Source organism: Gordonia sesuvii (assembly GCF_036350415.1).
Taxonomy (GTDB): domain Bacteria; phylum Actinomycetota; class Actinomycetes; order Mycobacteriales; family Mycobacteriaceae; genus Gordonia; species Gordonia sesuvii.
In genome coordinates, this window is the sequence record NZ_JAZDUF010000008.1 from 40,652 (window position 1) to 55,052 (window position 14,401).

Genomic DNA, 14,401 nt, shown 5'->3' on the forward strand with positions numbered 1-14,401 from the left:
GACTGTGGCAATGTCGGTGAGGTGAGCTCGCTCGATGGTGTTGTTCCTGCCATAGTCGATGCCCACCTCCACCAGTGGAATCCGCGGACGACACCGTGGGCGGCGAATCGACTCTCCCGGCTGTACCGGTTCGTGCCGTCGTTCGGCGACCGGGTGTTCCCGATGGTCGTCTCGCAGGCCGACCGCGAGTACGTGCTGACCCCGAGCACCGTCGCGCGTGTCTACGAGCCGATGCAGTATCTCGCCGACACCTCACCTTTGTTCGACGGCGTCGGCACGCGGGTGGACACGGTCGTGCACATGGAATCGCACTGGCGGGGCGATGAGGCGGCGGGACGACTGGACACCCCGGCCGGTCGGTCGGCGGTGGAGGAGACCCGATATGTGACCGCGCTGCCGTTCGGCGAGGACTCGCTGCCACGACTCGGGGCGATCGTGGCCCACGCCGATCCGCGCGCCGAACGGTTCGGTGAGCTGCTCGACGAACATGCCGGGCTCACCGACCGTCTGCGCGGCATCCGCTGGATCACCACCCGCCACCCGGACCCGAAGATCCGCAACGGCGCCGATGCCGACGGCATCCTCGCGTCGCCTGCATTCCTGAAGGGATTCGCCGACGTGGCCGAACGCCGGTTGGTGTTCGACGCCTTCGTGTACTCGCATCAGCTGTACGACGTCGTGACGTTGGCGCGGGAGTATCCGGAGGTCACGATCGTCGTCGATCACATCGGGGCACCGGTGGGACTGTTCGGGCCCGTCGGGGCACGCACCGGTGCGACGGCCGGTGCACGCGCGGATATCCTGCGGCTGTGGCGCGAACGGATGTTCACGCTCGCCTCGTGCCCCAACGTGATGGTGAAGCTCTCCGGACTCGGCCTGCCGGTCCTCGGCTATGGCCGGGAACGCTGGGGCAACGTCGGGAGTCGTGCGACGCTCACCGAGATGATCGGTCCCCTCATCGACCACGCGTTCGCCAACTTCGGTCCGGATCGTCTGATCTTCGGTTCCAACTTCCCGATCGACAAGCCGAACGTCTCGTTCGACATGATCGTCGGCGCGTTGACCGACCTCATCGCGCCACGTGGGGGCGACTATGCGCTCGCGAATGTGTTCCGGGAGAATGCGTTGCGTGTGTACAGGATCGACTAGGTGCGCCCCTCCCGTTGATCGAGTAGCCCGGAGCGCGCCCCTCCCGCTGATCGAGTAGCCCGGAGCGCGCCCCTCCCGCTGATCGAGTAGCCCGGAGCGCTAGCGGAGGGTGTATCGAGATCTGGTGAGCTGCTGTGGGTCTCGATACGACCGCGGTTGGGGTGTTTCTCGAAGTTCGAGTGGTCCAGGCGCGCCCTCCCGTTGATCGAGTAGCCCGGAGCGCTAGCGGAGGGTGTATCGAGATCTCGTGAGCTGCTGTGGGTCTCGATACGGCCTCGGCTAGCGCCTCGGCCTACTCGACCAGCGAGACAAATCTCGACCGGCGGTTGGGGTGTTCGACCAGCGAAGCCTCGTCTACTCGACCAACGGCTTCGCCCGCCGCGACCACCACCGACGACGCTGAGGCGTCGGCACCGGCACATCGAGGAGCGCGCGCCGGACGATGTCGGTGAACTCCGCACACGTCGGATATCGGTCGGCGGGGTTCTTGGCGAGCGCCTTGGCGAACACCGAGTTCAACGCCGACGGCAGCCAGGGCTGCGTCTTGGTGAGACGGGGGATCGGGTCGTGCAGGTGGGCGTAGGTGATGGCGAACGCGGTGGCCCGCGGGAACGGGGGTTCGCCGGTGAGCAGCTCGAACAAACTGGCCGCCAAGGCGTACTGATCGGTGGCCGGTGAGATCCTGCTGGCGGTGAGCAATTCGGGCGCGGCGTAGGCGATCGATCCCTGCACGCGGCCGTTGCGAGCGAGTGGCCGCGCGTCATCGAGCAACTGCGCGATCCCGAAATCCGTCAGCACCGCGCGCGTCGGCGTCGAAGCCGTGGACACGATGATGTTGGCGGGCTTCACATCTCGGTGGAGCACCTCGCAGCTGTGCGCGTAGTCGAGAGCGTCGGCGATCTGTCGTCCGATCTCCACGGTGGCGGCGACCTCGGCCTGCGTCGGGTGCGGTCCCACCAGTTCGTTGGCCGACATCCCGGCCACATACTCCATCGTCATCCACAGAACCGTTGCGGGCGTGCGGTTGTCGACCCCGAGCTCGTCGATGTCCAGTTCACCGCGCGCGTGCATGTGGACGATGTTGGGGTGATCGAGCAGGGAGGCGATCGAGAACTCCCGCTCGAAACGCTCACGAATGCGTTGCTGATCGCTGGATCGGGTGTGGAGCACCTTGAGCGCGAGCGGTTCCGGATGCGATGCGGTGTGGACGCGGTACACCTCGGCGCTGCTGCCGCTTCCCAGGAAGGCATCGATGGTGTGGTCGGCCACCACGTCACCGGCGGCGAACACCACATCGGTGTCGTCTCGGGTGCGCCGATCGGCGCGGTGCGGCGTGGTCATCGTGTCGACCGCTACTCGTCGACGATCTGCGCTTGGGAATCACTCACCCGGACCATTGTGCCGGGTCACGGGGCAGATCGCCGCAGCATCACCCGGGTGGCGGTGGTCCGCCCGGCCCGCCCGATCCACCGGGTCCTCCGGGTCCGCCCGGTCCGCCGGGCCCGCCACCCCCGGCGGGCGGCGCGCCCATGCTCGCCTGGTTGTCCTCCCGCGCGGCCACGCCGATGGTGATCGAGATGTCCATGCCGTCGTTGGGTGTGCCCTCGACGGTGGCCAGCTCCGCATCCCAGCCGTCGCCGAAGACGTTGTCGGACGCCAGCGTCACGTCCGACATGTTGGATACGCTCTGTGCGTACCCGCTGTCGTGGTCGAACACCGCGGTGCATGCGTCCTCGGGGAGGGCGATCTGCGAGGTGAGCCGGGCGTCGGAGCCGGCGACGGCCTGCTCCAGGGAGTCGAAGACCTCGAAGTGGATGTGTGGCCAGCGACCCGCGTAGCAGGCGGGGAAGATCGTGGTGAACCGCACGACCCCCTCGGCGTCGGCGACCTGCACACCGCGCAGATAGTTCTGGTCGGCGACGTCGTCGCTGTACATCGAGTAGTTGCCGTCGCGGTCGCAATGCCACACGTAGACGGCCATGCCCTCGCCGGGCGAGCAGTCGGCGACCAGGTCCTGCATCGTGATCGTCAGGGTTGCGGGCACGCCCTCGGCGGTGCCGGAGGCGTCGCCGAAACTCGACCGGATGTCGCTGCGGACGATCCCGGATGCGATCAGCACGTTGGGACCGTTGGAGCCGTCGCCGGGGTAGGGGCCGGCGGTCTCGCCGGGAGCCGCCGGAGCACAACCCGCGGCGGTGCCCGAGGTGCCGGACCCGGCCGCCGACGACGTCGACGACTCACCGGACGTGGATGTGCCGTTGCCGCAGGCCGCCGCGGTCGTCGCGACGGCGCCGGTCGCGAACAGCATCAGGGCACGTCGGCGACTGAGATTTCGCAGGTCGAACCGCAATCCGCGGTCGTGGTCATGTGTTTCGGGCTGCATGTCGTCAACGTACAAAGCGGACCTTGCGCTCGTCCCGGGAAAGCGCTGTGCAGTCGCTGTGAACGGTCCTTCCGCATCACCGGCAGCCGGCCGTTCCGTTCGCCCTTGCCGCCTACAGTGAGGACATGACCGACGTCATCAGTCCCGATTCGCTCAGCACCGAACTGCCCGACGGGATGGTGGTGACCGACCCGGACATCCTCGGCGGGTATCGGCAGGATCGCGCGTTCGACCCGGATGCCGGTACCCCGTTGGCACTGGTGCGGCCGACGACCACGGCTGAGGTTCAGACCGTGGTGCGCTGGTGCGCCCACCACCGGGTGCCGCTGGTCACTCGGGGTGCGGGCACGAGCCTGTCGGGCGGGTCGACCGCCGTCGACGGTGCGCTGGTGCTGTCGACGGAGAAGATGCGCGGCCTCGTCATCGATACCGCGACACGAACCGCGGTGGTACAGCCGGGACTGTTCAACGCCGAGGTGAAGGCGGCGGCCGCGGCCCATGGCCTCTGGTATCCGCCGGACCCGTCGTCATTCGAGATCTGCTCGATCGGCGGCAACGTCGCCACCAACGCGGGCGGGCTGTGTTGCGTGAAATACGGCGTCACCACCGACTACGTGCTCGGCCTCGAAGTGGTACTGGCCGACGGCCGCGCGATGCGCCTCGGCGGCAAACAACTCAAGGACTCGGCCGGACTGCCGCTGACCAAGCTGTTCGTCGGCAGCGAAGGGGTGCTCGGCATCGTCACCGAGGTCACTCTGCGGCTGCTGCCACCCCAGGCTCCGGCGTGCACGGTCGTCGGCAGTTTCGCCTCGGTGCACCAGGCGAGTGAGGCGGTCCTGGCGATCACCGCCCAGATCCGCCCGGCGATGCTGGAGTTCATGGATTCGGTGTCCATCAACGCCGTCGAGGACATGCTGCGGATGGGCCTCGACCGGCAGGCCGGCGCGCTGCTGGTGGCGCAATCGGATGCACCCGGCCCGGCCGGCGCCGCCGAGGTCGAGATCATCGAGCGCGCGTTCGCCGAGCACGGCGCCGCCGAGGTGTTCGCCACCGACGACCCGCAGGAGGGGGAGGCCTTCACCGCCGCGCGACGAGCGGCCATCCCGGCGGTCGAGAAGCTGGGCTCACTGTTGCTCGAAGACGTGGGTGTCCCGTTGCCGCAGCTGCCGGCACTGATCGACGGCGTCGCGGCGATCGCCGCCGAGCGTCGGGTGATGATCTCGGTGATCGCACATGCCGGGGACGGCAACACCCATCCGCTGATCGTGTTCGATCCCGCCGACACCGACGAACACGACCGGGCGCAGCTGGCGTTCGGGGAGATCATGGACCTCGCCATCTCGCTCGGCGGCACCATCACCGGCGAACACGGGGTGGGTCGACTGAAGAAGGGCTGGCTGCCGAACCAGGTCGGCGACGACGTCATGGACCTCACCGCGACCATCAAGAACGCCCTCGACCCGCACGGACTGCTCAACCCGGGAGTGATCCTCTGAGCTGGGAAAACGGTAGATGAAAAAAGCTTCATCTTCCCCTCATGAACGAATCACGCACGCCGTTCATGGTTGGGATCATGAACATCACCCGCCCGCTCGTCGCACTCGTCGTGATCGGTGCGGCCGCTGTCGCCGTGGTCGCCGGCTTTGTCCTGACACGGTCACCCGGACCCGACCTCGATCCCTCGCCGGTGGTGGTCAGCGTGCCGCCTGAACCCACCAGCAGTACTCCCGCCGCGCCCCCGGTTCCGCAGGCGCCCCCGGCGCCACGCGTCGACGGCCGCGATGACGACGACCGAACCGACGACTGGGGAGATGACGACTGGGGAGACGACGACTGGGACGATCGCCCCGCGCCTCAGAATCCCGCCCCCCAGAATCCGGCGCCCCAGAATCCCGCCCCTCCGATGGACGACTTCGACGACGACATCGATGACGACCTGGACGACGGCACCGACGACTTCGACGATGATGATGCCGGCGACGATGACTGATCCGACTCCCACCGAACGTTTCCCGCAGCCGACCGAACACACTCGGCCGCTGGCGTGGAGCGACGTGGAGTCATCCGCGACACCCGCCGGAGAGACGGCAGCGGCCGGCGGGCAACGGTCACCGGAGCCACCGCTGAGCGAACCCGGTCTCCCGGAACCCGCACCGCTGCACGGACCGGACTTCTCGTCGGAGCCGTCGACACACACAGCCGAGGCGGGCGCCCGTCGTCGATTCCGCACAGGTGCGGCGTTGCCGGCACGCTGGCGGATCGCCGCGTGGATCATGCTCACCACGTTCGTCGTGCTGGTCGTGGTCACGCTGACCGCGCGCAACCTGCTGCTCCGCGACGCGGACGTCCGCGCGAACGGTGATGTCACTCAAGAGGTCGACGAGTTCCGTACCTTCGCCGCCGAAGGCGTCGACCCCACCACCTCGCAACCGTTCACCTCCGTGACGCGGATGCTCGAGGTGTACATGGCCCGGCAATCACCGGTCCCCGGTGAGGTGATGGCCGGCGTCGTCGGCGATCAGGTGATCCAGGGGCCGGGGGAGCCCGGACCGTTGTTCACCGATCCCACGCTGTTGGCCACGATCACCGGCGCAGCGGCATCGGGTGGGGTGATGGACACCTCCGCCGGACCGATGCGTTGGGGCCGGGTCCAGATCGACAACGTCCAAGGTGGCAGCGGAATCTTCGTCGTGGCGGTGTTCACCGACCAGGCACGCGAACTGGTCGATCGCACCATGCGCACGATCGCATTCGTCGGCCTGGGCGGCCTGGTCCTGACCACGGGCATCGCCTACTTCGTCGCCGGACGCATCCTGGCACCTGTGCGCACGGTGCGTCGAGTGGCTGCCGATATCGGCGAGAACGACCTGACTGCTCGCGTCCCGGTGGTCGGCCGCGATGATGTGGCCGCGCTTGCGGCGACATTCAACGAGATGCTCGACCGCATCGAGCAGGCGTACATGACGCAGCGTCAGTTCGTCGACGACGCCGGACACGAACTGCGGACACCGATCACGATCGTGCGGGGACACCTCGAACTGCTGTCCGACGACCCCGAGGAGCGACGCGCCACGCTCGCCCTCGTGGACAGCGAGCTGGTCCGGATGGGCCGCATCGTCAGTGATCTGCTGATGCTGGCCAAGGCCGAGCAACCCGACTTCGTCGTCGCGCGGACCGTCGATGCGGCGGGACTCGTCCTCGACATCGAGTCGAAGGTGCAGACGATCGGCGACCGTCGTTGGCTTCTCATGGAAGTCGCCGAAGGCAGCTGCCGGGTCGATCCGGAACGGATCACCCAGGCCATGGTGCAGCTCGCGGCGAATGCGGTGTCGCACACCGAGGACGACTCCACGATCCGACTCGGGTCACGGTTCGTCGGCGAGGGTGAGCGGCGACGGTTCTCGATCTGGATCACCGACGAGGGACCCGGTGTCCGACAGGAGGACGCCGCGGCGATCTTCGAGCGGTTCCAGCGCGGTGCCGACCGCACCGGCAGCGCCAACCGATCCGGGGCGGGACTGGGACTGGCGATCGTCCGGGCCATCGCCGACGCCCACCACGGTTCGGCCTGGGTGCGCAGCGTACCCGGAGAGGGAGCGACCTTCGGTCTCGATCTACCGTCGCCGGATCCTCAGACCCTGTACGTCACAACGACGCCTGGACCCGAGGTGAACCGATGAGCCGCATACTGATCGCCGAGGACGACCACCACATCGCGTCCTTCGTGGGCAAGGGTCTGCGTGCTGCCGGGTACTCCGTCGAGCACGTCGCCGACGGAGACACGGCACTCATGATGGCGCGCGACGGATCGTTCGACATGGTCATCCTCGACATCGGATTGCCCGGCATGGACGGATTCACTGTCCTCCGCCAGATGCGCGGCGAAGGCGTCGCCACCCCGGTGGTGGTGCTGACCGCCCGTGACAGCGTGACCGACACAGTCGCCGGTCTCGAGGGCGGTGCCAACGACTACATGACCAAGCCGTTCCAGTTCGCCGAACTACTGGCGCGGGTGCGTCTACGTCTCGTCGCGGACACCGGTGCAGGGTCCGAATCCGCACTGTCCCTGGGAGATCTACGTCTGGACCTGCGTTCCCGCCGGGCCCATGTGGGTGACTCGGCCGTCGACCTCACCGCACGCGAGTTCGCGTTGCTCGAGGTGTTTCTCCGTCACCCCGACCAGGTCCTGTCGCGTGAACAGATCCTCGGACACGTGTGGGGTTACGACTTCGACCCGGCATCCAACGTGGTCGACGTGTACGTCCGCGCACTTCGCGCCAAGATCGGGACACAGCGCCTCGAGACCGTCCGCGGCATGGGGTACCGGCTGCGATGACCATCACCGAGTACTCGACATCTCCGCCGAGAGCACAGTCGCACCGTCCGAGAACGCTGCGCCGGCAACCGATACCGGACCCCGCACCGCGTCGCCGCCCCACGATCTCCGCACACGGCGTCCGTGCCGGCCTGGGTGCGGCCGTCGCCGTCGTCCTGGCCGGATATGTACTCGGTGCGGGATGGCGTGGCGACCTGGACATCGACGCGGTCGTCACCTTGCTGGTGTTCGTCGTCGCGGTGTGGATGTGGATCTTCGCGCCCGTCGACGACACCTCCATCGCCCTGGGTGCGGCGCTCGCACTCGTCGTGGTCGGTGCCGTCGACACCGAGACCTTCACCGAGACACTCGGTTCCGAACTCATCTGGTTGATGGTGGGTGCGTTCGTCATCGCCGCCGCGATCACGGCATCCGGGCTGTCGGCGCGACTGTCGGCACGTGTCCTGACGTGGGCGCGAACGCCCCGCCACCTGGTTCACCTCGTCACTTTCGCGCTGCTGATCACCACGTTCGCGATCCCGTCGACGTCGGGGCGTGCGGCCATCGCACTTCCGGTGTTCCTCGCCCTAGCCAAGGTCCTACGCGACCGGGCGCGTCTGGTGTTGTGTCTCGCACTGGTTTTCCCCGCGGTGATCCTGTTCTCCGCCATCGGTTCTCTCCTGGGCGCGGGTGCGCACCTCATCACCAGCCAGATCCTCGACACCACCGTTGGTTCCGGCATCGACTATCTGACCTGGGCGATGCTCGGACTGCCGCTCGCGATCCTCTGGTCGCATCTGGCCGCCGAAGTGGCGCTGTGGATCTTCACCGACCATGCCGAAAGAGCGACGCCGCTCCGCATCACACGCGAGGCGGTCGGGGCGATCACCGCCGCACCGATCCATGGGCCGTTCTCGACGCCGCAGCGTCGTCTGCTGTGGATTCTCGGCGTCGTGATCGCGTTGTGGTGCACGGAATCCGTCCACGGTCTCTCTCCGGCGATCGTTGCCATGCTCGGCGCGTTGGTGGCGACGGCACCGGCGGTCGGGGCGACGACCATGCCGGCGGCGGTCAAGACCATCCCGTGGACCCTGCTGCTGTTCATGGCCGCCACCATCGCGCTCGGTGTCGCCCTGTCGGAAACCGTTGCAGCGCAATGGCTCGCCGATCAGGCATTCGGGTCGATCCGAGATCAGGGCCCGGCCGGTGCCATCTCCTTCGTGGTCGTCGTGGTGGTGATCTCGCTCGCCGCCCACCTGGTGATGCAGTCGCGGTCGGCCCGGTCCGCGGTCCTGGTGCCCATCGTGGTGGCGACCGCTCCGCTGGTCGGCGTCGACCCGGCAGCGGCAGCGTTCATCTCCACTGCCGCAGCAGGTTTCTGCATCACCCTCACCAGTTCGGCCAAGCCCGTCGCGATGTTCGCCGCCTCGGAGACCGTCCCCGGCTATGACAGCCGCCACCTGCTCAGCCTCACCGCCGTGTTGGCGCCGATCTCGCTCGGACTGCTCCTCGCATTCGCTTTCTGGGTGTGGCCGGCGCTCGGTCTGCCCCTGCTCGCTTCCTGATCTGCCGACAGTGTCATCGCTCGTCCCGTCACCCCTTGGAGGAACCATGCCTATTTCCGTACCGCAGCGTATTCTGGTGGCGCCCAGCGGCTTCAAGGAGAGTCTCGACGCCGACTCGGTGGCGTCGGCGATCTGCGCCGGCATCCGACGTACCCTGCCCGGCGTGCGGATCGACGTCGCCCCGATCGCCGACGGTGGTGAGGGGACCGCACGCATCCTCGCCGATGCCGCCGGCGGCCGTCTCCACGAGCGGACGGTGACCGGGCCGACCGGACTGCCGGTGCGCGCGCAGTGGGCCGAGATCGGCCCGCGTGACTCGCGGACCGCGGTGGTCGAGATGGCCTCGGCGGCCGGCCTGTCTCTGGTGCCGCGGGATCAGCGAGATCCCGGCGCCACCACGACCTACGGGGTGGGCGAACTGATCGTTGCTGCGCTGGACGCCGGGGTGTCGAGAATCCTCGTCGGGTGCGGCGACTCCGGCACATGTGACGGGGGAGCCGGGGCGCTGCAGGCGCTGGGCGCGCGGATTCTCGACGCCGACGGGCGGGAGATCGGAACGGGTGGTTACGAACTCGCCTTCGCTAGAGGATTGGACACCTCCGGCATCCACCCACGCCTCGCCGAGGTGGAGGTGGTGTTGGCCTGCAACCCGCACAACGTGCTCACCGGCCCGCAGGGCGTCGCCCGGGTGTTCGGGCCGCAGAAAGGCGCATCCCCGGAACAGGTGCAGGAACTGTCGGATGCGCTGGACAACTGGGCGGCGGTCCTCGAATGCCACGCGGACGCACCGGGCGCCGATCTGCGCACCGGAATGGGAACCGGAGTATCAGGTGGTCTGGGCGCAGGTCTGGCCGGCGGCATCGGTGCAGTCCTGCGCTCGCGGTTCGACGCGCTGCTGGACTCCGGGCTGTCGGGAATCGACCTCGACCGGCGAATCCGGAAGGCGGACCTGGTGATCACCGCCGAGGGCTCCATCGACTTCCAGACCCCGCACGGCAAGGTGCCTGCCGAGGTCGCCCGCCGCGCGCAGCGTCACGGTGTTCCCGTGCTGGCGTTGGCCGGATCGCTCGGCGAAGGGGCGCCGTCGGTGCACGACGTCGGGATCGCGGCGATCGCGGCGATCATCGCGGTACCGATGCCGCTGTCCGAAGCGGTCGCCAACGGCGCCGAACTGCTGGCCGATGCGGCCGAGCGCACCATGCGGATGATCCTGCTCGGGGGCGCGGTCTCGGCGCGCAGTGGCCACAAGCGGCGCAAGAAGGCGTCCTGAGCGTCGCCCCTGGTCCCTGAGGTGCGACCCTTCGTGACGATCCTCCGCTAGCGCTCCGGATCTCCTCAGGGATCGGGTGGTGGTGCCGGTCCCTGAGGAGCCTCGCGAGGTACGAGCGATGCGTCACGAAGGGCGAACCCTAGTGTCGCTCGAGGATTGCTGCGAGATCGGCACTGTCCGGCAGGGCCCCGTATTCGAATGCGCGATCGTCGCCGAGTCGCGCGGCGATGAATGCATCCGACACCGCCGACGGCGAGTACCGCACCAGCAGTGACGCTTCCAAGGCCAACGCCATCGACTCGACGACGCCGCGCGCCCGACGCTGCGCCGATCCGGCATCCATTCGGGCGAGCTCCCCCAGTTGATCGCGCAGCCGCTCGAGGTGCAGATCGAGGGTGCGGTTCGTACCCAGTGCCTTGACGATCTCGGCGTCGAACGCGGCAATGGACTCCGGTTCGCGGGTCATCGCACGCAGCACATCGAGCGCGATCACGTTCCCGGAACCTTCCCACACCGCCATCACGGGTTGTTCGCGGTAGCGCATCGCGAGCGGGAAGGCCTCGGTGTACCCGTTGCCGCCCAGGCACTCCAGTGCCTCGTAGGCGTGGTGGGGTCCGCGCTTGCAGATCCAGTACTTGGCGACCGCGGTGGCGAGCCGCCGGAACGCCTTCTCCTGGTCGGTGGCGTCCTCGTCGTGGGCGCGGGCCAGCCGCATCGCGGTGACGGTGGCGGCCTCGGATTCCAGTGCGAGGTCGGCGAGTACGGCGGTCATCGCGGGCTGGTCGGCCAGGGTCGCCCCGAATGCGGCGCGATGACGTGCGTGCCAGACGGCCTCCGCGACGGACTGCCGCATCCCGGCGGCGCTGCCGAGTACGCAGTCGAGGCGGGTCTGCGCGACCATCTCGATGATGGTGCGCACGCCCCGGCCGGGTTCGCCGACCATGGTCGCGACGGTGCCGTCGAGTTCGATCTCCGACGACGCGTTGGACTTGTTGCCCAGCTTGTCCTTCAGGCGTTGGATTCGGAAGACGTTGCGGGTTCCGTCGGGCAGGACGCGCGGCAACAGGAAGCACGAGAGTCCTTCACCGCCTGGGCCTTGCGCCTGCGCGAGGACCAGGAACGCGTCCGACATCGGTGCCGAGCAGAACCACTTGTGGCCGGTCAGCAGATAGTCGGTGCCGGGCCCGCCGCGGCCGACCGGTTTCGCCACCGTGGTGTTGGCGCGGACGTCGGAACCGCCCTGCTTCTCGGTCATCGACATCCCGAAGATCGCCGACTCCTTGGTGGCGGACAGATCAGGGAAGTAGCTGCGGGACAACGCCTTCGGAACCCACTGGGCCGCGACATCGGGCTGAAGTTCCAGCGACGGGATCACGGCGTGGGTCATCGAGACCGGGCAGGCGTGGCCCGGCTCGATCTGACCGAACAGCATGAACCCGGCCGCACGGGCGACATGCGATCCGGGTTGCGGATCGGCCCAACAGCGAGTGTGCGATCCGTGCGCCACCGACGCCTCGATGATCCGGTGATACGACGGGTGATACTCGACCTCATCGATACGGTTGCCCCACCGGTCGTGCGTGTGCAGGACCGGGGTGATGGTGTTGGCGAGGTGCGCGTCGTGCTGGAACTGTGCGCTGCCGACGAGCGCACCGATCTCCGTCAGCTCGTCCTCGGCCCAGCCGGCGTCGTGGCGTCGGATGGCCTCGACGAGAACGGTGTTCAGCTTGAACTCGTTGATGTCGACGCGAGGTGCGGACTGGTTGAGGACGGTGTGGGTGAGATGAGGTTGGGGATGTGTGGTGGTCTCGCTGACGTGCGTCATGGGTTTACCTTTCGGAAGCCTTCCCGCTGGTCGATCTCGATACGGGCCCTCGCAAGCTCGGCCCCTACTCGATCCAAGGAGTAGGTCGCGAACGAACTGAGTGACCGTATCGAGACCCCGTCAGATCGCATGCTGCAGCACCTGTTCCGGGATCTGCAGGTTCGTGAAGACGACGGCGACAGCCTCCTCGAGCGAGTAGCCGAGCTGCTCTCCCGCGGCGGCCTGCTGGATGACGAGGCCGAAGATGGCTGACCAGAACGCTTTTGCTTCGACGTCGATGGACGCGCGCAACTGCCAGCCGGTGCGCACCAAGGTGCGCATGAGGGCGTCCTGGCCACGCTCGTGCAGGACGCTCAGCGTCTCGCTGATCTGCGGTCGCAGATCGGTCCGCCGCGACGCCATCGACATGGCGGTCGTGAACAGTTCGACGTTGCGAGCCTCGGGACCGAGGAGTGTGGAGATGAGGGCGGTGGTGTAGTCGCCGACGGTTGTCGCGAGGGCGGCCGCCTCCTCGGCGTGGCGACCTGCGCGCAGTACCGCGTGGCATGCGACCTCGACGAAGAGCTGGTCCTTGGAGCCGAAGTAGTAGGTGACCTGGTTCGGGTGTGCCTCGGCGAGCCGACAGATCTTGGCGACCGGTGCCGTCTCGCCCTGTTCGGCGAACACCTCGGCGGCGGCGCGCAGCAGAGTCTGCCGGGTTGCTTTGCCGGCGTCGCGGGTGGCGCGTGCGGGGGTGGTCACCGGAACATCGTCTCATGTTCTTGTTTGTGTGACAAACAAGAACATGGCCTTATGGTCTGACGACGGCGTCGTCGCTGGTCATCATCACTTCGCCCACCGCAGACCGAACGACATCCCGCAGCAGCTGATGTTCGGGCTCACGATCGTGAATGGGATGCCACCACATCGCCTGCACCAGAGGTTCGAGCGGCACGGGCGGCGGGTGCGCTATCAGGTTGTGCTCCTCGGGAATCGCCTCCAACATGAGCGTCGGGAGGAGCGAGATCCGGTCACTGTGCGCGAGCAGAGCCGGCACGGTCAGGAAAGACTCGGTGACGACCTGCGCATGTGGCTCGATGCCGAGCATGCGGAGTTGCCTGGCGGCCGGGGTCGACGCTGCCACGTCGTGGTACACGAGCACCCAGGGCAACGTCTTCAGGTCGTCTACCGTTGGTCCGGCCGCGGCAATGGGATTGTCGGCGTCCATCACGATCGCCCACTCATCACGGAAGAGTTCCTCGTTGGGGAGGTCGTACACGAATCCGTGCGGGACCAGGAGCAGGTCACGTTCGGCGAGCACCTGTTCGGCGCGGACGACCAATTCGGGGCTGGTCGGAATGATGCGGATGCGTGCATGAGGTGCTCTGTCGAGGAGATTGCTGACCACCGCCTCGCCGATCAGCGAGGTCGCGTAATCACTTGTGAGGATCGCGAATTCGCGGATCGTATCGCCGACGTCGAGGCCGGAACGGCTGTTGAAGACGCGTTCCACGCCTTCGAGTGCGACCCGCGTGCGCGGTCGGAGATCGGCTGCCAGGGCCGTGAGCCGGTACCGGGCACCGGAGCGGTAGAGCAGTTCGTCGGAGAAATGGCGTCGGAGGCGTCGGAGTGTCGCCGAGACCGCGGGCTGGGTGACGCCGATCTGCTCGGCCGCCCGAGTGACGCTCTGATGCTGCAGTACCGCGTCGAGCGTGACGAGCATGTTGAGGTCGAGATTCGCGAGCGAACGGCTCGGCTCGCTGCCTCGTGGCTGAGCTCCACTGGTGTCGCCCTCGCTGATCTCCATAAATGAAGCTTATCCCGATCATCAGCAATCGCGTCTTCACTTATTGTGACGCAGACCGCACAGTGGTGACACCACGTCATCGGTCACGCGACCGTCATCACTTCGGGA

12 protein-coding genes are annotated in these 14,401 nt (G+C 67.6%); 7 read left to right on the plus strand and 5 right to left on the minus strand.

Features of this window, described 5'->3' with window-relative positions; genetic code table 11:
* Positions 1-21: 21 nt before the first annotated feature.
* A complete protein-coding gene (locus VZC37_RS21600) occupies positions 22-1,149 on the plus strand; it encodes an amidohydrolase family protein (RefSeq protein ID WP_330435636.1) in 1,128 nt (375 codons plus the stop codon).
* Between the two features lie 354 nt (positions 1,150-1,503).
* Here the strand turns inward: VZC37_RS21600 and VZC37_RS21605 are convergent, their stop codons facing one another.
* Both VZC37_RS21605 and VZC37_RS21610 read right to left on the minus strand, forming a co-directional pair.
* Positions 1,504-2,490 carry a serine/threonine-protein kinase gene (locus VZC37_RS21605; protein WP_330435637.1) on the minus strand — a complete coding sequence of 329 codons (987 nt, stop codon included), beginning with the start codon at positions 2,488-2,490 and terminating at the stop codon, positions 1,504-1,506.
* A gap of 88 nt (positions 2,491-2,578) precedes the next feature.
* The gene (locus tag VZC37_RS21610; RefSeq protein ID WP_330435638.1) at positions 2,579-3,532 is read right to left on the minus strand and encodes a dioxygenase family protein; all 954 of its coding nucleotides are present in this window, start codon (positions 3,530-3,532) and stop codon (positions 2,579-2,581) included.
* Positions 3,533-3,657: 125 nt separating this feature from the next.
* Here VZC37_RS21610 and VZC37_RS21615 point away from each other — a divergent pair, with 125 nt between their 5' ends.
* From VZC37_RS21615 to VZC37_RS21640, 6 genes are all read left to right on the plus strand, one after another.
* Entirely contained in the window at positions 3,658-5,028 is a 1,371-nt protein-coding gene (locus VZC37_RS21615) for an FAD-binding oxidoreductase (RefSeq protein WP_330435639.1), read from the plus strand.
* A 41-nt stretch (positions 5,029-5,069) separates the two neighbouring features.
* Entirely contained in the window at positions 5,070-5,522 is a 453-nt protein-coding gene (locus VZC37_RS21620; protein ID WP_330435641.1) for a hypothetical protein, read from the plus strand.
* A gap of 283 nt (positions 5,523-5,805) precedes the next feature.
* Positions 5,806-7,212: a sensor histidine kinase gene (locus tag VZC37_RS21625; RefSeq protein WP_330436007.1), complete on the plus strand. Its 1,407-nt coding sequence runs from the start codon at positions 5,806-5,808 to the stop codon at positions 7,210-7,212.
* Complete coding sequence (locus tag VZC37_RS21630; protein ID WP_330435642.1) at positions 7,209-7,868, plus strand: response regulator transcription factor; 660 nt, start codon at positions 7,209-7,211, stop codon at positions 7,866-7,868. Before VZC37_RS21625 ends, VZC37_RS21630 begins: the two co-directional genes overlap by 4 nt.
* Positions 7,865-9,412 (plus strand): SLC13 family permease, encoded by a 1,548-nt coding sequence (locus VZC37_RS21635; protein WP_330435644.1) that lies wholly within the window; start codon positions 7,865-7,867, stop codon positions 9,410-9,412. The genes VZC37_RS21630 and VZC37_RS21635 overlap by 4 nt, the downstream gene beginning before the upstream one ends.
* 46 nt (positions 9,413-9,458) lie before the next feature.
* Positions 9,459-10,682, plus strand: coding sequence for a glycerate kinase family protein (locus VZC37_RS21640; RefSeq protein WP_330435647.1), 1,224 nt, complete (start codon positions 9,459-9,461; stop codon positions 10,680-10,682).
* 139 nt (positions 10,683-10,821) lie between these two features.
* Here the strand turns inward: VZC37_RS21640 and VZC37_RS21645 are convergent, their stop codons facing one another.
* The 3 genes from VZC37_RS21645 to VZC37_RS21655 all read right to left on the minus strand — a co-directional run bounded on the left by VZC37_RS21645 (position 10,822) and on the right by VZC37_RS21655 (position 14,293).
* Positions 10,822-12,507, minus strand: coding sequence for an acyl-CoA dehydrogenase family protein (locus VZC37_RS21645; RefSeq protein WP_330435648.1), 1,686 nt, complete (start codon positions 12,505-12,507; stop codon positions 10,822-10,824).
* Positions 12,508-12,627: 120 nt separating this feature from the next.
* A complete protein-coding gene (locus VZC37_RS21650; protein ID WP_330435651.1) occupies positions 12,628-13,248 on the minus strand; it encodes a TetR/AcrR family transcriptional regulator C-terminal domain-containing protein in 621 nt (206 codons plus the stop codon).
* Between the two features lie 49 nt (positions 13,249-13,297).
* Entirely contained in the window at positions 13,298-14,293 is a 996-nt protein-coding gene (locus tag VZC37_RS21655; protein ID WP_330435653.1) for a LysR family transcriptional regulator, read from the minus strand.
* Positions 14,294-14,401: the final 108 nt, after the last annotated feature.